Source organism: Streptomyces sp. NPDC031426, assembly GCF_055581585.1.
Map to the genome: position 1 here is coordinate 115334 of NZ_JBVIJE010000010.1, position 17421 is coordinate 132754.

Genomic DNA, 17421 nt, shown 5'->3' on the forward strand with positions numbered 1-17421 from the left:
TCACCTGCGGTACGGGTTCTCCGCGCGCAGCGCCTTGTCGATGATGTCGCCGACGTCCCGGTCGGTGAAGCTCGGCGGAAGCGGCAGGCCGAGCCGGTCGAGCAGGCGTCTGACCTCGTCGACGGTCGGTTCGTCGGCGAGCGGGACGGCCTCGCGCAGGTCGAGCTTGACGGCCTGTTCCCGGCTCTGGTGCAGCTCGGTGACGTAGTAGTCGTAGAGCGGGCGGTCGTGCTCCACGCAGAGGCCGACCCGGCTGGGGTCGTCCTGGGTGATGATCAGGCAGCTGTCCGAGAGGTCGAACCGCAACGCCGGTGCGACGGAGGACAGATGGACGTCGACCTCCAGGGTGTCCAGCCGCTGCCGGTGCCAGCTCGCGGCGACGACGGTGGCGTACGCCTCCTTGCGGGTGCGCTCGACGGTCCACTCGGCGTCACCGGGGCCGGAACCGAAGGTGCTGCGGAACCGCGCGTAGGCGGCGCACACCTGCTCGTCGGCGGGATTGACGATGTCGATCTTCATGCTGAGGGAGCGCCGCTGCCGCTGTGCCTCCAGCACGCACTCGGGCAGCGTGACCGCGCGCAGGTAGGTACCGGTGCCGCCCTTGAACACCCAGCGGGTGGTGGTGCGCCGGGCCCGCTCGTGCGCGAGGGCGACCTCGGCGCCGGAGAGGGTGCGCACCATCGCCAGGTCCTCGATGGCCCGGCTCGTCCCGGCGGTCGCGGCGCGGATGTCGGCCATGCGGCGGCGACGTTCGGTGAGGGAGCCGTACACCAGCGCCGCGAGCACCAGCAGGGTGGCGCCCGAGACGATGTTGGTGTCCATGTTCTGATTGAGGACGTCCATCAGCCCGACGACGAGGGCGACGGCGATCGCGACGATCCCGTCCGCGTTCCGGACCGCCCAGGCGATCGCATCCTCCAGCCGGCGCCCGGCTCCCTGCGGTGTACTGCTCGTCACGTCCACCCTCCCCCGACGGTGGCTTCCATCGTAGGAGCAAGGGGACATCCTCAACCATGCGTCAATCAGCCGTCGCCGTCGCGGCCGTGAGATCGGCGCTCGGCCGACCCCCGGCTGTCGTCATTGCCGGGCGCCGCCGGGGCCCGCCTCTCAGGACAGGTCGTCGCGTCCCAGCCAGGCCGGCTTGACCGGCACTCCGTCCGGGTACCGCTCCACCTGGTCGACGTGACCGACCTGCTCCTCCGCTGCGGCATCGGGCCCGCTCGGGGCGTCCACCGGTTCCGGGACGACGGGCGCGGCGGAGTCCTCCAGCAGCTCCGCCACCGTGAACCGGGTGGCGAAGGACTGCCACGCCCCGTCGACGACGAGCAGGAACCCGTCCCCGTCCCGAAGAAGCCGACGGCGCCTGGGACTTCTGGGGTGCTCGGGGGAGTAGCTCCGAGCCCGCCGCTCCAACTCCGCGAGTGCGTCGGCACGAGACCCGGAGACATGCGCGATCACGTCGGCCTCGATGTGCTTACGGTCGCCGGCACTCCTGGTCGTCTCTACGACCAGCCCCCATATCGTCATGTTCCCCGCCCCGTGCAGGTTCCCTGGCCCGGCCAAGGATGACTGATGAACCTCGACGAATACACCGCCGACGGGACCGATCCGGCTCAGCACCTGATCGTCCGCCAGCAGTCGGACTCGTAGAGCCAGACGGTGACGTGGTCCTGTGCCACACGGACCTCGACCCACGACCCGTCGACGCCTTCCGGCAGTGGTGGGTCGGGATGCACTGCCTCTACTTTGACCAACACCCCGCCATCATCGTCGATGGACTTACCAAACACCTTCGCCGGGATAAGACGCTCTATCAGAAGTGTTGGACCTTCTGACCATCCGGGACCTTGTAGCAGCCGGACACGACGGTCAGGCTCAGCTTTGGTGGATCGTTCTTGAGCATCTGAACGATGTTTACGCCGACCTTCTTCTTGTCGTTGTCTGCGGTCAGGTTGACGTTTTTGTTCTTGCTGGTGTCCGGACCGTATTCGACGATCTTCCAGCCATGTTTCGGAAGTTCCGTCTTGAGGTTCTTCATCGCCTTTTCGAGGTCGCTCGCCGAGGCCGGGTAGAAACTCCACGGATGGAAGATCTGGAAGTACTTGTCCCGGTCTTTCCCCGAGCACTCCGAGACCCCTGACTGACTGTCGGATGCCTTTCCCTTGACACCGATCAGGTCGTATATGCCACTGGATACTTTTTCTGTGGCATTGGCGGCATCCATTGAGGTGCTCGTGCCGACGATCCGGGTTTCATCGGAGTTCATACTGCATCCCGTGAGAGTGATGAGTGCAAGGGGCGCGGCGAGCACAAAGGTGCTCAGCTTGTCCTTCATAGCAGGGGGCCTTATTCCGTCGGGCTGGGCTACTGGTCGGTCATCGCGTCATCGCCTACATACCGGCACCTGTATATCGGCACTCCTATTTTTCGAACGGCGTCTTCGGTGTATACGGCCTGGTCGGCTCCGGTGCCGCCTTCACGTCGTCGTATTTCCCGACGACTACCAGGGCCTGGTTTTTCAGGCTCAGGGAGTGCTCGTTCCAGTAGGCACTATGGCCCTCAGTGTCGGTGGCCATCTGGTTGGCGCCGAAGCTCGAATCGGCAGGAATTTCACGCCCGAAACCTCCGCCATGAATCATGCGGCCGAGCTCTGGCACCGGGTCCCCGTCGGCGTACTCGTTCCACACATGCCCCTTCGGGACGTCCAGTTGATCGGCGTTGGAAACCTCCACGCCGGGACTGCCCGCGAAGACGATGTCGTTGGCGTGGAGATCCCCGGTCTGGGCCGCGGCGCCCACGAGGCTCGATCCGTACGAGTGGCCGATCACGGTACGGTGCGCTGCCGAATCGCCGGAATGCGATGCGTCGAGTCCATCGAGGAATTTATCGAAGGCCGGTGCGCCATCGTATGCGTAGTGGGTGAAAGTCGCGTCTTTTACGACGTCGTTAGGTGCGTCGTAGCCGAGCCAGGTGATTGTGGAGACGGATTTCCCATCCGCTTCGTCGTGAGCTGCATGCCAGACATTGACCATCCGATCGACGTTCCCCCCAATGCTGTCCAAATCGGAGGTCGTACCGGGCACATAGACCGCCTGGTGATCCGCGGTGTCCGGGTTCCCGTTGGCGATGATCGCGCGGCCGTCTCCGTCGGCACTGAAGCCCAGTAGGTACGCCTCGGGTAGCCCTTTGGTTCCCGTCGCGTCGAAACGGTCCTGTATCGCGTTCATGCCGCCAATCCCTTTGTGCATCTTCTCCCGTTCGGCTTCCCATTCCTCCCAGGCCGGGTTTGTCTCCTTGCCCTGCTTCACCCCGGTGTGGAGGTTGATATGGTCCTGGTACCGCGGGGGCTCAGGGTGATCCTTCAACCAGGCGTCGTATTTGACCTGTGCGACACCGTGCGCCTCGGAGAGCACTGTCCGGTTGGCCTCATCCCGAACCGTCGCAGGGAGTCCGTCGAGCGCGCCAACCGAGTCGGGACGCATGGAGATCCACGCGGCCTGCTGCTCCGGGCTGAGCCCCTTCCACCACTTCGCGTTGTCCGCCGGTTTGCCGTTCTTGGGCGGCTGCGGCAGCGAGTCGAGGTACTCCTTGCCCGCGTCACGCACGCCGCTCGTGTCCGAGGACGCGTCGGCAAGGTCCTTGTCGGAGACGGTGAGATCATCGTCCGCCTTCAGCGCCCGCAGCTTCGGCGCCCACTTCTCGTCGGACTCCGTCGCCTCCTTGAGGGCGCCGGCGATCTCATCCGCGTACTCCAGTGCGAGGCGGTGGTTCGGGTTGGGGTCGAGGTTGGCGGACTGACGGCTCACTGCCGCGACCATGCCATCGAACAGGCCGCCCGCCGTGCCGTTGACCGTGCCGCCCCCGGGAACCTTTCCGTCCGTATCCTTCTCCCCGCCCGCCGGATAGGTGATCGAGCCGTCGGCGTTCACGGTGAGCTTCGCCGCCTGCGCGCCGTCGATGGCCGCTTGCAGCTTCTTCTTGGCCGCTTCGATCTCGTACGAGAACGCCTCGAGAGCCGTACTGACCAGTCCGCATTCGATCTGGATGTAGTGGAAGTCCTTCCCCAGCTCCGACAGTTGGCCGATCGCCGCGGTCGCGGCCTCACCCTTGAGAGAGTTCCTCATGGCCACGGAGATCTCGTTCTCGATGCGGTCCTTGACCGCGCTGGCCATGTCACTGGTGCTGCCGTATCCGTCGGCCGCGTCCAGAAACTCTTTGGGGTCGAGCGCCTTCAGGGTTGCAAGGTCCATGACTTCTGGTTACCGCCCCTTGTCCTGTCCGCCGACCGCCGGCGTATCCGCGTAGTCCACCTTGAGGTTGCCGATCTCGGCCTTGACGGACTCATCGGTCTTCAACAGGTCGTTGCCGACTTTGTCCAGCAGGTCCGAGAGCCTTCCGCAGCGCCCGCTCACAGCCTTGACGTAGCGATCCCACGAGTCGTGGACTTCCTTCTGAGCCCCGGACGTCTGGCAGCCGGTCTCCGTGGCAAGGCCCTTCTGCCCGTCCGTCAGCTTTCCGAGCGCTGTGGTGATGGAGCCGCTGAGCGAACCGACGGCTTGGCCTGCCTTGGACCAAGCCGGCTTATTCGACACCAGAGTGCCGGATCCTCCCGGGTCCGACGGCACATGGTTCAACTGCATATGGGCACCATGCCCGTTGGCCGCGGCTGCTTTGAGCTGGTCCCACTCGTCCCACGCCATGCGTGTTTCCTCCCCCGTGTCCGCAGTACCGCCATGCGGTGATCGACTCATACCGTAGCCGGGCGATCGCCGTACCGCATCGGCGTCAGTCGCCACGGCGTCTGAGTATCCGTACTCATGTGTGTGGCTAGCGCGGCCGTATTGGCTGTCGCGCCCTCAACCCTGCGGACGCCCATACGGGACTGCCTGCAAGCACGAACGCACCTGTGTTCGCTGCCCGATGCTACGGACCGACCCTGGCCAGCGGCAGTTCTCATCTTCCTCGCGCATACCCGTGGCGTACGCACTGACAACGGCCAACACAATGAGTTGGCCTGGTGCTGGCCATTGAGCTCGCGAACGCTGTGATTGCGCTGGCCTGGTACTCCAGCTGTAGATCGTGATCCGAGAGAGGCGCGTCGGCGAGGGACGGTCGTTATTCCAGCCACATCCCGTCGCGCATGATGACTCTCCCGCGCAGTTCCGGCTCGCCGCGCCAAGCGCGCACAGTCCTCGGGACCACGCGTACATACAGAAAGGAACCCTCTTCCACGCGTGGATCCCACCCGAACTTGTCGGCGAACGCCTCCGCTGCCTCTCCGGTCACCTCCTGGTCCGGGAAGCACTCCGCCTCCCCCTGGAGGAGCACCACGTCGAAGGTGTCCGGTAGCGCCAGGCGCACGCGCGGCTCTTTACAAACGTTCCGCGCAGTCACGGAGGTGGGGCTGGTGCACATCCACACTGCTCGCCCGTCCCACAGGAACCACAGCGGCACCTGGTGCGGCCCGTGATCAGGGTGAGCCGTCGACACCCATACATCCCGCTCGGTAACGAGCCGCTCCAGAGCGTCGCGTATACGCTCCGCCGTCTGGCGACGAACGATTCCCGTGGTCTCCATGAGGACCGACCCTAGCCAAGCAGGCGCGAAGCGCGCCTGGGGCGCAGGACCTACTCCCAGCGATGAACCCCTCAGTTTTTGGCTCGGAGCGACCAACTTCGGTGCTCAGAGTGGCTGGCGGAGGTACTCAGTCACACTTGCCTCCGGTAATGGCCGGCTCTCGCTCCTGATGGCTGCGTCGCCAGGCGGAGGGCGGTGTGCGTGTTCATCGGCGCGGACGAGGGGAAGGCGTGGGCCACCGCCGGCCGGGCGTGCCAACCCAACGCACCGCCGGTTGTGCAGCACCGCTCACCGACCACGCCTACGGAGGCCCGTCATGGGCACCATCGTCCTGTCCGGGACCGTCGTCCTGGTCGTCCTGGGATTCGGAAACCACGTCTGGTGGCTCGTCGCAGTCGCCGTCCTCTTCCTCTACACGCACTGCGGACGAGGCGCGTCCTCGCCTTCCTCAACCAGCGAAGGAGCGTCGTCCGGGGCGGCACCGGCGACGTACAAGGCCTACCGCGACCGCCGCGACCAGCAGGCCAGGCTGGAGCGCCGGTACCGCCGCGAGCGCCCGCTGGCCTCCCGTCGCCAGGAGCCGAATCCGAAGGTGGCGGGGGTCGTCCATCGATAGATTGAGCCGGGGACGTACATGCCCATTCGGAGGTCGGGGGGTATGAAGGTGCGGCAGATGAAGGTCACCGTGACCGCCGGAAACGGCCGGTTCGATCCGGACGCCGCCGAACGCGTCACGGCCCCCACGCCTTGATCATTCCTACGAGCCTAGGGTGCCGAGCGCCGCGTGGAGCATCCGCTCGACTCGCAGTGCCAACCATTCCTCTTTTGTGCCAACTAAAAATCCTCGTCACACCGACAACGAGACCCGGCTACAACCCCACGATCTTGTTCCATCGCTTCGCGAACTCCACCCGCTCCGTGGAGGTGATGTCCCGGGCGATCACCAGGCGCTTGCGCATGGCGGAGTCCGGGAAGATCAGGGGGTTGTCGGCGAGGGACGCGGTGTCCTTGTCCTTCGAGGAGGCCAGGACGTCCTGGGCGGCGGGCACGGGGCAGACGTAGTTGACCCAGGCGGCGAGCTCCGCGGCGACCGCGGGGTCGTAGTAGTAGTCGATCAGGCGCTCGGCGTTGGCCTTGTGGCGGGCCCGGTTGGGGATCATCAGGGAGTCCGACCACAGCTCGGCGCCCTCCTCGGGGACGACGAAGCGGATGTCGCGGTTGTCGGCCTGGAGCTGGATGACGTCGCCGGAGTAGGCCTGGCAGGCCAGGACATCCCCGCTGACCAGGTCCTTGGTGTAGTCGTTGCCGGTGAAGCGGCGGATCTGGCCGCGGTGGACCTCGCGCTCCACCTCGTCGCAGACGGTTTGGAAGTCGTCCGCCGTCCACTGGGTGATGTCCACGCCGTTGCCCTGCATGAGGAGGGCGAAGGACTCGTCCAGGCCGGAGAGGAGGGTCACGCGGCCCTTGAGGTCGCTCGCCCAGAGGTCCTTGACGTGCCGGATCTCGCGGCCCAGCTTCTTGCGGTTGTACGCGATGCCGGTGATGCCCGACTGCCACGGCACCGAGAACCGGCGGCCCTTGTCGAAGGCGGGCGAACGGAGCAGCGGGTCCAGGTACTTCGCCACGTTCGGCTGGTGGGCCCGGTCCATCTCCTGGACCCAGCCGAGCCGCACGAACCGGGCGCACATCCAGTCGCTGATGACGATCAGGTCGCGGCCGGTGGACTGATGGTTCATCAGCGCCGGGCTGATCTTGCCGAAGAACTCGTCGTTGTCGTTGATCTCCTCGACGTAGTCCACGGAGATCCCGGTGCGCTTCTCGAACGCCTCCAGCGTGGGCCGCCGGTTGGGGTTGTGGTCGTCGGTGTCGATGTACAACGGCCAGTTCGCCCACGTCAGTTTCCTGTCGCCCACGGACTCGTCGGCGACGGCCCGGTCACCGGGCGCGACATAGGCGGCGGGCACCCCACAGCCGGCCAGGGCACCGAGCGCGGCGGTACCGCCGAGTGCGCGCAGGAGGGAGCGGCGGGACATCGGCGACGTACGAGAGGAAGTCTGGGGCATCCCGGAAGGATGCCGTCCCGCTGCACGGACCGGCAATCGACGCTGCGTCGAGCGTGCCCCCGGCTGTCCGACACCTTGTCGATCAGCGCCGGTCACACACCGTCCGGTCCCCAGCTGCCGACCAGTCCCAGGGCCTCGCCCGCCTCCGTCTCCGGCGCCGGGAGATAGCCGACTGGCGCCGCACCCACCCGGACTTCACGACGAACCTGGACACCAACCTCCGCACGGTGGACCGGCTCCGGGCGGTCGCGGACGCGCACGGTACGACGGTGGGGGCGGTGGCGATCGCCTGGGTGCTGGCCCGCAGGGGCGTCACGGGGGCGATCGCAGGAGCACGGCGGCCGGAGCAGACGGCGGACTGGGAGCGGGCGGCCACCCTCCAACTCACCGAGCAGGAGCTGGAGTTCGTAGCAGCAGAGTGACACAGCGCGGCCCCGGACGGGAACGTGCACCCGTCCGGGGCCGCGCCCCACGCACCTGCAGCCGAAAGTCGGCCGAACCGGCGGAACTCTACTCGCCCAGGGACGTCATCACGTGCTTGATCCGCGTGTAGTCCTCGAAGCCGTACGCCGACAGGTCCTTGCCGTACCCGGACTTCTTGAAGCCGCCGTGCGGCATCTCCGCGACCAGCGGGATGTGGGTGTTGATCCACACGCAGCCGAAGTCGAGCTTCTTGGACATGCGCATGGCGCGGGCGTGGTCCTTGGTCCACACCGAGGAGGCGAGGGCGTACTCCACGCCGTTGGCCCACCCCACGGCCTGGTTCTCGTCGGAGAAGGACTGGACGGTGATGACCGGGCCGAAGACCTCCTTCTGGATGATCTCGTCGTCCTGCTTGACGCCGGAGACGACGGTCGGCGCGAAGAAGTAGCCCTTGTCGCCGACCCGCTTGCCGCCGGCCTCCACGCGCGCGTGCGCGGGCAGCCGCTCGATGAAGCCCTCGACCTGCTTGAGCTGGTTGGGGTTGTTGAGCGGGCCGAAGAGGACGTCCTCGTCGTCCGGCTGACCGGTCTTGGTGTCCTCGGCGGCCTTGGCCAGCGCGGCCACGAACTCGTCGTGGATCGACTCGTGGACGAGGACGCGGCAGGCGGCCGTACAGTCCTGGCCGGCGTTGAAGAAGCCCGCCACGGAGATGTCCTCGACGGCCTTGGCGATGTCGGTGTCCTCGAAGACGACGACCGGGGCCTTGCCGCCGAGCTCCAGGTGGACCCGCTTGAGGTCCTTCGACGCCGACTCGGCCACCGACATGCCGGCGCGGACCGAGCCGGTGATCGAGGCCATCGCCGGGGTGTCGTGCTCGACCATCAGCCGACCGGTCTCACGGTCGCCGCAGACGACGTTGAAGACGCCCTTGGGCAGGACCGAGCCGATGATGTCGGCGATCAGGACGGTGGAGGCCGGGGTGGTGTCCGAGGGCTTGAGGACCACGGTGTTGCCGGCCGCGATCGCGGGGGCGAACTTCCACACGGCCATCATCATCGGGTAGTTCCAGGGCGCGACCTGCGCGCAGACGCCGACCGGCTCACGGCGGATGATCGAGGTCATCCCCTCCATGTACTCGCCGGCCGAGCGGCCCTCCAGCATCCGCGCCGCGCCCGCGAAGAAGCGGATCTGGTCGACCATCGGCGGGATCTCCTCGGAGCGGGTGAGCCCGATCGGCTTGCCCGTGTTCTCCACCTCGGCCGCGATCAGTTCCTCGGCGCGCTCCTCGAACGCGTCCGCGATCTTGAGGAGGGCCTTCTGCCGCTCGGCGGGGGTGGTGTCGCGCCAGGCAGGGAAGGCGCGGGCGGCGGCCTCCATCGCGGCGTCCACGTCCGCCGTGCCGGACAGCGGCGCGGTCGCGTACGCCTCGCCCGTCGCCGGGTTGACCACCTCGGTGGTCCGTCCGTCGGCGGCGTCCCGGAACTCACCGTCGATGTAGTTGCGCAGACGACGCAGCTCGGTGCTCACTGCCGGCCTCCTGATCTGGTTCTTTCCGTCCACTCACTGAGACACCCACCCTAGCCGCCGCGCCCACGTTTTCAACACCCCCGGCGCCACGACTTCTGCGAAATCCGCACGACCAGGAGTCTTAAACAACGAATTTCATCGATCGGGGCTTGCGAAACTGTCGAGACCTCGTGCACAGTGAGGCCGTGGCCAGTCGAAGCGCAGACCAGAGGGACTCCACCCGCGAGTCCAGGAACGGCGGCACCCCCCAATTGGATGCCGTCTCCCTCGCCATCATCCAGCAGCTCCAGGAGGACGGCCGCAGACCGTACGCCGCGATCGGCAAGGCGGTCGGGCTCTCCGAGGCGGCCGTGCGCCAGCGCGTCCAGAAGCTGCTGGACCAGGGCGTGATGCAGATCGTCGCCGTCACGGACCCGCTCACCGTGGGCTTCCGCCGGCAGGCGATGGTCGGGATCAACGTCGAGGGCGATGTCGAGTCGATCGCGGACGCGCTGACCGACATGTCGGAAGTCGAGTACGTGGTGATGACCGCGGGCTCGTTCGACATCCTCGCCGAGATCGTCTGCGAGGACGACGACCACCTGCTGGACGTCATCAACAAACGCATCCGGTCCCTGCCCGGAGTGCGCTCCACCGAAAGCTTCGTCTACCTGAAGCTGAAGAAGCAGACCTACATGTGGGGAACCCGATAACCGTGAGGACCCGATAACCGTGAGCACCAAGGACCTCAGCCGCACCGCGTACGACCACCTGTGGATGCACTTCACCCGCATGTCCTCGTACGAGAACTCCCCGGTCCCGACCATCGTCCGGGGTGAGGGCACCTACATCTACGACGACAAGGGCAAGCGCTACCTCGACGGTCTCGCGGGTCTGTTCGTGGTCCAGGCCGGTCACGGCCGTACGGAACTCGCCGAGACCGCGTTCAAGCAGGCCCAGGAGCTGGCCTTCTTCCCGGTGTGGTCCTACGCCCACCCGAAGGCCGTCGAGCTGGCCGAGCGCCTCGCCGACTACGCCCCGGGCGACTTGAACAAGGTCTTCTTCACCACCGGCGGCGGCGAGGCCGTCGAGACGGCCTGGAAGCTCGCCAAGCAGTACTTCAAGCTCAAGGGCAAGCCGACCAAGTACAAGGTCATCTCCCGCGCGGTCGCCTACCACGGCACCCCACAGGGCGCCCTGTCCATCACGGGTCTGCCCGCCCTGAAGGCGCCGTTCGAGCCGCTCGTCCCGGGCGCGCACAAGGTGCCGAACACCAACATCTACCGCGCGCCGATCTTCGGTGACGACCCGGAGGCCTTCGGCCGCTGGGCCGCCGACCAGATAGAGCAGCAGATCCTCTTCGAGGGACCGGACACCGTCGCCGCGGTCTTCCTGGAGCCGGTGCAGAACGCCGGCGGCTGCTTCCCGCCGCCGCCCGGGTACTTCCAGCGCGTGCGCGAGATCTGCGACAAGTACGACGTGCTGCTCGTGTCGGACGAGGTCATCTGCGCCTTCGGCCGCCTCGGCACCATGTTCGCCTGCGACAAGTTCGGCTACGTCCCGGACATGATCACCTGCGCCAAGGGCATGACCTCGGGCTACTCCCCGATCGGCGCCTGCATCATCTCCGACAAGCTCGCCGAGCCGTTCTACAAGGGCGACAACACCTTCCTGCACGGCTACACCTTCGGTGGCCACCCGGTCTCCGCCGCGGTGGGTCTGGCCAACCTCGACCTGTTCGAGCGCGAGGGCCTGAACCAGCACGTGCTGGACAACGAGGGCGCCTTCCTGCAGACCCTGCAGAAGCTGCACGACCTGCCGATCGTCGGCGACGTCCGCGGCAACGGCTTCTTCTACGGCATCGAGCTGGTGAAGGACAAGAACACCAAGGAGTCCTTCAACGAGGAGGAGACCGAGCGCGTCCTGTACGGCTTCCTCTCCAAGGCGCTGTTCGACAACGGCCTGTACTGCCGTGCCGACGACCGCGGCGACCCGGTCGTCCAGCTCGCCCCGCCGCTGATCTCCAACCAGGAGACCTTCGACGAGATCGAGCAGATCCTGCGCGCGACGCTGACGGAGGCGTGGACCAAGCTCTGAGCCTGATTCCTCCGATCAGCTGATCTACCCCGGCCCCGGTGCCGTCCGTTCGAGTGAGAACGGCGGCCCGGGGCCGTGTGCTGTCCGGCCTCCCGGCGACGGCTGCCTAGCGTGCCAGTGACCGATCGGCCCAGCCTTCGTTCCCCCACACGAGGGATGAGGCACGGGAAAACGGATCAGAACGAGGTGTACGCCCATGGAGGCCGAGGCCCCGCCGGACAACGACGTGCTCTGGGCACGCTCCCTGCACTTCAGGCACCCCGACGGCTCCCCGGGACTCGCCGGGATCTCGCTCGGCGTGCGCGTGGGCGAGATCCTCGCCGTCACCGGCCCGCGCGGCAGCGGCAAGACGACCCTGCTGCGCTGTCTGTCCGGCCTGGTGCCGGTGGGCGGCGGCGAGGTGTGGTTCAACAGCACACCCCTGCACACCCTGGGCCCGATGCGCCGGGAACGGCTGCGCCGGAACCACTTCGGCTGGATCGACCCGGCGCCGGTGCTGGTCCCCGAGCTGAACGCCTGGGAGAACGCCGCGCTCCCCCTGATGCTGCGCGGCGCCGGCCGCCGTAGGGCCAAGGTCGCCGCGCTGGAATGGCTGGAACGGCTCGACGTCGGCGACCGGGCCCGCAACCGCCCGCGCGAACTCCGGCAGGCCGAGCGCCAGCGCGTGGCCATCGCCCGGGCGCTGGCCACGGCCCCCACGATCCTCTTCGCCGACGAGCCCACGGCTCCGCTGCACCGCGCCGACCGCACCCATGTGCTGCGCACGCTCACCTCGGCCGCCCGCTCGCACGGCATCACCGTGGTCCTCGCCACACACGACTCCGACACCGCCGCCCTCGCCGACCGCACCGTGGCCCTGCTGGACGGCCGGCGTGTCAGCACCGTGCACCTGCCCGAGGCCCCCGAGACGGAAGGCCGCGCCGCGTGGTCCCTCTCCGTCTGACGGGGGCGGCCGGGCCCGCCGTCCAGCTGCGCCGCCTGCTGGTGGCCGCGGCGGCCGGCGGCACCGGCTTCCTCCTGCTCGCCTGCCTCGGCTACGCCGTGAACCACCCGGAGCACGCGGACGCCGCCGCGCTGCGGCTCGCCTGGTGCGCGGTGCCGCTCGCCGCGACCGTGTACTTCGCGCTGGCCGTCGCCCGCACCGACCCCGGCACCCGGCCGCGCACGGGGCTGTCCGCCGTGGGCCTCGGTCCGGCGCGTCTGATGGCGGTCTCCGCGCTGACCACGGCGCTGTCCTGCACCCTGGGCTCGCTGCTGGCCGCGGTGGCCTTCCTCCATCTGCGCGGCGACCTCACCGCCGCGCCCTTCGGCGGCGCGGCGGGGGACTTCCTGGCCGCGGGCAAACACCTCCCGGTCCCGGCGGCCCTGACCCTGCTGGGCCTGGTCCCGGCCCTCGCCTCGACCACGGTGGCCCTGACCCTCCGCCCGAAAGACCCCCGCCCCGCCACCCCGCTCCTGTCCGGATACGGCCGCTTCGGGGCGTACGGCTACTCGATGGCCCGGGAGACCTTCGGGGCGTACGGGAGATTCGGGGCGCGCGGGCGACCGGGGACCGATGGTCCTCGGGACAAGCACGGGGCGACGGCCGACGACGAACAGGCCGGAGGCACCCACGACGACGAGCGGCCCGGTCGTCAGGCGGCGGGCGCACGCGACGACGACGCGCAATCCCATCCGCACCCCGCGGGCCGTCGTGCCTCCGGGACGGCACAGGCGGACGCGGGCGACAGCCACACAGCGCCGGGCGGCGAACCCGACCCCGAGCCTCCCACCCAGGACGGGGGCTGGGCCGACAGCGCCACCCAACCCCCCAAAGAGGCCCCCGTCGGCCTCCCCTGGGGCGTCGCCCTCCTCGCCACCGGGCTCGCGGTCCAGGCCTACGCCGACCACGCGCACGCCGCCCTGCTCCTCGGCCGGCTCCTCACCGCGGCCGGCCTGGTGCTGGCCGGCCCCGGCCTGACCCACCTGTGCGGCCGGCTCCTGCAGTGCACCCGCCCCGGCGCCGTCCGCCTCCTGGCCGGACGGGTCCTCATGACGGAGGCCACCCGCATCGGCCGCCCCCTCGGCGTCGTCTGCGCGGTCGCGTCCGCCGGCTACGCCATGGCCACGCTGCACTCCGGCCCGGCGCCGGCGTTCGGCCCGCTGACCACCCTCGGCGCGCTCCTCGTCACCGGCTGCACGGTCGCCACCCTCCTCACCGCGGCCGTGGAGACGCGCCAGTGCCGGGCCGACACGACCGCCGCGCTGCTCCGGCTCGGTGCCCCGGCCGCGATGCTGCGCGCGGCCGCGACCCTGCGCGCGGCGGCCCTGCTGGCGCTGTTCGGCCCGCTGACCCTGGCCGTCGCCGCCCTGGCCGCTCTCCCCGTGGACCGGTGAAAAAAGATCCGCGGCGACCGATGAGTTCTCCCGGGGCCCCCGGTCTACCCACCGAACACACTGACCCTGCACGAGCGAACCGCCCCGGGAGAGACACCTCATGTACCAGCAGATGATCTTCGTGAACCTGCCCGTGAACGACCTCGACGCCTCGAAGAAGTTCTTCACGGACCTCGGCTACACGATCAACCCGCAGTTCAGCGACGAGAAGGCCGCCTCCGTGGTGATCAGCGACACCATCGTCGCGATGCTGCTCACCAAGCCGTTCTACGCGACCTTCACCGAGAAGGAGATCGCCGACGCCTCGAAGACCAGTGAGGTGCTGGTCGCGCTGAGCGCCGAGAGCCGCGAGAAGGTGGACGAACTGGTGGACAAGGCCCTCGCGTCGGGCGCCACCCCGAGCGGCCAGACCCAGGACCTCGGCTTCATGTACGGCCGCGCCTTCGACGACCTCGACGGCCACACCTGGGAGGTCATCTGGATGGACCCGGCGGCGGTCCAGGGCTGACACCTAGCATGGGCGGGTGCATCCGACACCCGCCCAGCCGAACCGTGCCGCCCGCGACCGTGAGATCGAGTCCCTCGCCGAGTTCGACGAGGTCGTCGCCGAGCACGGCACACTCGCCCGATACCGAGTCCAGGCCGTCGATCTGACGAACCGTACGGACGTCCTGCTCAGCACCGACACGACCGGCGCCGTCTTCCTCGGCTGTCCCATGGACGCCGAGGCGGCGACCGGGGTCCGCGCCTCCGGGGCCCTGGTGTTCCCGCCGGTCCCGGGGCTGCCGTTCGACCCGTACCGCGGTTTCGTCTACGCGCCCGGCGAACTCTTCGACTCGCTCGACGAGGGCTACGAGGCGACTCCGGACGCCCAGGCCTACGCCTGGTTCCAGCGGACCAGGGCCGACGGCGACATCTTCGCCTCGATGCTCCGCTCGGTCCACGACGACGCCGTCTCCGACGCCCTCGACGAACTCCTGGTCGGCGCCCGGGTGGTGGGCGTCATGGGCGGCCACGCCATGGAGCGCGGTACGGCCGCGTACGCCGGCGCCGCCCGGCTCGGCCGGGAACTGACCCGTGCCGGGTTCACGGTCGCCACCGGCGGCGGTCCCGGCGCGATGGAGGCGGCGAACCTCGGCGCGTACGCAGCACCCTTCGCGGACGAGATGCTGGACGACGCGCTCCGGCTCCTCGCCAAGGCGCCCTCGTTCCGGCCCTCCGTCACCGACTGGGCGCGCGCCGCCTTCGAGGTCCGCGAGCGCTGGCCCGGCGGCGGCACGTCGGTGGGCATCCCCACCTGGTTCTACGGCCACGAGCCGCCCAACGCCTTCGCCGCGCACATAGCCAAGTACTTCGCCAACGCCACCCGCGAGGACGGCCTGCTGGCCCGCTCGAACGCCGGGGTGGTCTTCCTGCCGGGCGCCGCCGGGACCGTACAGGAGATCTTCGACAACGCGACGCCGAACTACTACGAGTCGCGGGGCGAGCCGACGCCGATGGTGCTCGTCGACGAGGCGCACTGGACACGGGAGTTGCCGGCCTGGCAACTTCTGCGGGCACTCGCCCGGGACCGGTCGATGGAGTCCCGTATCACCCTCGTTGACCGGATCGAGCAGGCTCCGGGCGCGATCAAACGTCTCGGTGTGTAATAAGCAGGCAAAGCCAACGGCCGTTGACGGCATATGCGTTGACACTGCTTATGGAGCGCTTATAGACCTGTGAGCCTCTTGGGGGTGGTGGGGCACTCACCTCATCCGGTGCCTCAACGCCTCCTGAACCCCCCGCAGTTGCACTCTGTAAAGGACAAACGTTGTCCATAACTCACCGTGGCGTACGTCGTTCCGTGCGCGCTCTGGGTGTTGTCTCCGCTTCCGCCGCGGTCGTGCTGGGTCTGTCCGGCTCGGCGTTCGCGTGCAACATCCAGGACTTCAAGGCCGAAGCCAAGTGCGACGGCCAAAAGGGCGTCATCGTCGTCACCGACACCGACGGCTACGGCACTCCGGCCCAGGTCACCGTGTTCCTCGAGAGCAACGGTGGCATCGAGACCCAGGTGGGCAAGCAGGAGGTCAAGGGCTCGGCCGAGGGCACTCCGGTCACCTTCTCCGAGGACTGGAAGCCGAACGCGACCTACCGCATCCACATCAAGGCGGCCAACATCCTCGACGCGGACATCAAGGAGAACTTGGTGACCCCGTCCACCGCCTGCAAGACCGAGAGTTCCACCCCGGCCCCGCCGGCCTCCTCGACGCCGAAGCCGTCGCCGTCGACGTCCGCCCCGGCCGAGTCGGCGACCCCGACCCCGTCGGCCTCCGGATCCAGCTCCGCTCCGGCGGACACGTCCGGCAACGCACCGTCCCCGGCGGCCGGTGACTCGAACCTCGCCGAGACCGGTGCCAACTCCAACACCGGCCTGATCGCCGGCATCGCGGGCGCGCTGGTCGTCGTCGGCGGTGGCGCGGTCTGGTTCGGCATGCGCCGTCGTGGCGCCCGCGGCAACGGCTGACGCCCTTCCGCATCAGGTATTGGCGCCGCGGCCCGTCCCCCTATCCCCAGGGGACGGGCCGCGGTCGTGTGTCAGCCGAAGGTGGCCTGCTTCCGCCAGAACTCCATGAGCTCACGCTCGCCGAGGACCTCAAGGCCGGGGGCGTCCAGCGGCAGCCGGTTGTAGAAGGCGAGCAGCACGGAGGTGAGCGGGCCGCGCAGGGCGACCGTGGCCTTCTCGTGGCCGCGCCGCCAGCCGATGCCGTCCTCGCCCAGCTCGATGAGCCACTCGGCGTTCAGCTCCGGGCCGGTGTCGGTGGCGTGCAGGTGGATGCTGCGACCCGGGCCGCGCAGCTCCGTGGCCCACTCCCGCACCCCGGCGCGCTGCACCCACTCCACGAGCTGCAACCACTCGTCCAGCGCGTCGGCGGCGACCTCGGGCGCCACCTCGTAGGGCGCCCCGACGGTGAGCGCGGCGTCCGCGCGGTGAACGGTGATCTCATGGGTCATCCGGCGGGCCCAGAACGCGCTCGTGGACATGCCCGTCCAGGACCACACCTTGGCGTCGGGACCGGCCTCGCGCAGCGCCCCGACGACCAGCTCGCCGGCCTCCGCGAGCCATGCGTCGAGGGCTGCCGCGTCCCCCTCGGCCTCCGGTCCCCCGCCGAGCGGCACCTGCTCGTGCGGGACCATCTCCTGGGCCCGGGTCCGGACGAGTGTGGCCACCCAGCGCAGTGCGCCGCCCATGTGCCGTACGAGCCGTTCCAGCGTCCACTCGGGGCAGGTCGGCACGGTGGCCGCCAGATCCGCACCCGAGGTCACCAGCGCCCTGAACTGGCCGACCTGGAGTGCGATTTCATCGCAGTAGCGATCGTGTGCGAGCAATGTCATGCCCCTC

The 17421-nt window shown here is 68.7% G+C and carries 18 protein-coding genes; 9 read left to right on the forward strand and 9 right to left on the reverse strand.

Translation table 11 applies throughout. The features are described 5' to 3' along the window. The 6 genes from ACZ5NH_RS22160 to ACZ5NH_RS22185 form a co-directional block, all read right to left on the reverse strand. The gene (locus ACZ5NH_RS22160) at nt 1-957 is read right to left on the reverse strand and encodes a hypothetical protein (RefSeq protein WP_388627942.1); all 957 of its coding nucleotides are present in this window, start codon (nt 955-957) and stop codon (nt 1-3) included. Between the two features lie 150 nt (nt 958-1107). Next, a complete protein-coding gene (locus ACZ5NH_RS22165; protein ID WP_468777514.1) occupies nt 1108-1527 on the reverse strand; it encodes a hypothetical protein in 420 nt (139 codons plus the stop codon). 286 nt (nt 1528-1813) lie between these two features. Further along, a complete protein-coding gene (locus tag ACZ5NH_RS22170; RefSeq protein WP_451554560.1) occupies nt 1814-2335 on the reverse strand; it encodes a hypothetical protein in 522 nt (173 codons plus the stop codon). Nucleotides 2336-2420: 85 nt separating this feature from the next. Beyond that, nucleotides 2421-4250, reverse strand: coding sequence for an alpha/beta hydrolase (locus tag ACZ5NH_RS22175; RefSeq protein WP_468777515.1), 1830 nt, complete (start codon nt 4248-4250; stop codon nt 2421-2423). 9 nt (nt 4251-4259) lie between these two features. After that, a complete protein-coding gene (locus tag ACZ5NH_RS22180) occupies nt 4260-4700 on the reverse strand; it encodes a hypothetical protein (RefSeq protein ID WP_468777516.1) in 441 nt (146 codons plus the stop codon). A 415-nt stretch (nt 4701-5115) separates the two neighbouring features. Continuing rightward, entirely contained in the window at nt 5116-5577 is a 462-nt protein-coding gene (locus ACZ5NH_RS22185) for a pyridoxamine 5'-phosphate oxidase family protein (protein WP_468777517.1), read from the reverse strand. A gap of 316 nt (nt 5578-5893) precedes the next feature. On the opposite strand from ACZ5NH_RS22185, the gene ACZ5NH_RS22190 reads away from it, so the two are divergent. Next, complete coding sequence (locus tag ACZ5NH_RS22190; protein ID WP_468777519.1) at nt 5894-6193, forward strand: hypothetical protein; 300 nt, start codon at nt 5894-5896, stop codon at nt 6191-6193. Between the two features lie 253 nt (nt 6194-6446). Here ACZ5NH_RS22190 and ACZ5NH_RS22195 read toward each other — a convergent pair whose 3' ends face one another. Further along, nucleotides 6447-7640 (reverse strand): ABC transporter substrate-binding protein, encoded by a 1194-nt coding sequence (locus ACZ5NH_RS22195; protein ID WP_468777521.1) that lies wholly within the window; start codon nt 7638-7640, stop codon nt 6447-6449. Nucleotides 7641-7693: 53 nt separating this feature from the next. Between ACZ5NH_RS22195 and ACZ5NH_RS22200 the strand changes: the two genes are divergently transcribed. Beyond that, nucleotides 7694-8062 carry an aldo/keto reductase gene (locus ACZ5NH_RS22200; RefSeq protein WP_468777523.1) on the forward strand — a complete coding sequence of 123 codons (369 nt, stop codon included), beginning with the start codon at nt 7694-7696 and terminating at the stop codon, nt 8060-8062. An 88-nt stretch (nt 8063-8150) separates the two neighbouring features. On the opposite strand, the gene ACZ5NH_RS22205 is transcribed toward ACZ5NH_RS22200, so the two are convergent. Further along, nucleotides 8151-9590, reverse strand: a complete 1440-nt coding sequence (locus tag ACZ5NH_RS22205) for a gamma-aminobutyraldehyde dehydrogenase (RefSeq protein WP_468777525.1) — start codon at nt 9588-9590, stop codon at nt 8151-8153. Between the two features lie 170 nt (nt 9591-9760). Here ACZ5NH_RS22205 and ACZ5NH_RS22210 point away from each other — a divergent pair, with 170 nt between their 5' ends. From ACZ5NH_RS22210 to ACZ5NH_RS22240, 7 genes are all read left to right on the forward strand, one after another. Next, on the forward strand, nt 9761-10282 hold the full coding sequence (locus ACZ5NH_RS22210; protein WP_388627961.1) for an Lrp/AsnC family transcriptional regulator: 522 nt from the start codon (nt 9761-9763) through the stop codon (nt 10280-10282). 19 nt (nt 10283-10301) lie between these two features. Beyond that, complete coding sequence (locus ACZ5NH_RS22215; RefSeq protein WP_468777528.1) at nt 10302-11666, forward strand: aspartate aminotransferase family protein; 1365 nt, start codon at nt 10302-10304, stop codon at nt 11664-11666. A 196-nt stretch (nt 11667-11862) separates the two neighbouring features. Beyond that, entirely contained in the window at nt 11863-12609 is a 747-nt protein-coding gene (locus tag ACZ5NH_RS22220) for an ABC transporter ATP-binding protein (protein WP_468777529.1), read from the forward strand. After that, nucleotides 12591-14042, forward strand: a complete 1452-nt coding sequence (locus ACZ5NH_RS22225) for a hypothetical protein (RefSeq protein ID WP_468777531.1) — start codon at nt 12591-12593, stop codon at nt 14040-14042. Before ACZ5NH_RS22220 ends, ACZ5NH_RS22225 begins: the two co-directional genes overlap by 19 nt. Before the next feature lie 100 nt (nt 14043-14142). Continuing rightward, nucleotides 14143-14550, forward strand: a complete 408-nt coding sequence (locus tag ACZ5NH_RS22230) for a VOC family protein (protein ID WP_388627974.1) — start codon at nt 14143-14145, stop codon at nt 14548-14550. A gap of 16 nt (nt 14551-14566) precedes the next feature. Next, entirely contained in the window at nt 14567-15691 is a 1125-nt protein-coding gene (locus ACZ5NH_RS22235; protein WP_468777533.1) for an LOG family protein, read from the forward strand. A gap of 194 nt (nt 15692-15885) precedes the next feature. Continuing rightward, a complete protein-coding gene (locus ACZ5NH_RS22240; protein ID WP_468777535.1) occupies nt 15886-16545 on the forward strand; it encodes an LAETG motif-containing sortase-dependent surface protein in 660 nt (219 codons plus the stop codon). Between the two features lie 71 nt (nt 16546-16616). Here the strand turns inward: ACZ5NH_RS22240 and ACZ5NH_RS22245 are convergent, their stop codons facing one another. Further along, complete coding sequence (locus ACZ5NH_RS22245) at nt 16617-17414, reverse strand: maleylpyruvate isomerase family mycothiol-dependent enzyme (RefSeq protein ID WP_388627982.1); 798 nt, start codon at nt 17412-17414, stop codon at nt 16617-16619. Nucleotides 17415-17421 lie beyond the last annotated feature (7 nt).

What these genes read in the sequence shown, in the direction of transcription:
- ACZ5NH_RS22165 (WP_468777514.1), bottom strand. Translation starts at nt 1,527, where the DNA reads ATGACGATATGGGGGCTGGTCGTAGAGACGACCAGGAGTGCCGGCGAC.
- ACZ5NH_RS22170 (WP_451554560.1), bottom strand. Translation starts at nt 2,335, where the DNA reads ATGAAGGACAAGCTGAGCACCTTTGTGCTCGCCGCGCCCCTTGCACTC.
- ACZ5NH_RS22175 (WP_468777515.1), bottom strand. Translation starts at nt 4,250, where the DNA reads ATGGACCTTGCAACCCTGAAGGCGCTCGACCCCAAAGAGTTTCTGGAC.
- ACZ5NH_RS22180 (WP_468777516.1), bottom strand. Translation starts at nt 4,700, where the DNA reads ATGGCGTGGGACGAGTGGGACCAGCTCAAAGCAGCCGCGGCCAACGGG.
- ACZ5NH_RS22185 (WP_468777517.1), bottom strand. Translation starts at nt 5,577, where the DNA reads ATGGAGACCACGGGAATCGTTCGTCGCCAGACGGCGGAGCGTATACGC.
- ACZ5NH_RS22190 (WP_468777519.1), top strand. Translation starts at nt 5,894, where the DNA reads ATGGGCACCATCGTCCTGTCCGGGACCGTCGTCCTGGTCGTCCTGGGA.
- ACZ5NH_RS22195 (WP_468777521.1), bottom strand. Translation starts at nt 7,640, where the DNA reads ATGCCCCAGACTTCCTCTCGTACGTCGCCGATGTCCCGCCGCTCCCTC.
- ACZ5NH_RS22220 (WP_468777529.1), top strand. Translation starts at nt 11,863, where the DNA reads ATGGAGGCCGAGGCCCCGCCGGACAACGACGTGCTCTGGGCACGCTCC.
- ACZ5NH_RS22230 (WP_388627974.1), top strand. Translation starts at nt 14,143, where the DNA reads ATGTACCAGCAGATGATCTTCGTGAACCTGCCCGTGAACGACCTCGAC.
- ACZ5NH_RS22245 (WP_388627982.1), bottom strand. Translation starts at nt 17,414, where the DNA reads ATGACATTGCTCGCACACGATCGCTACTGCGATGAAATCGCACTCCAG.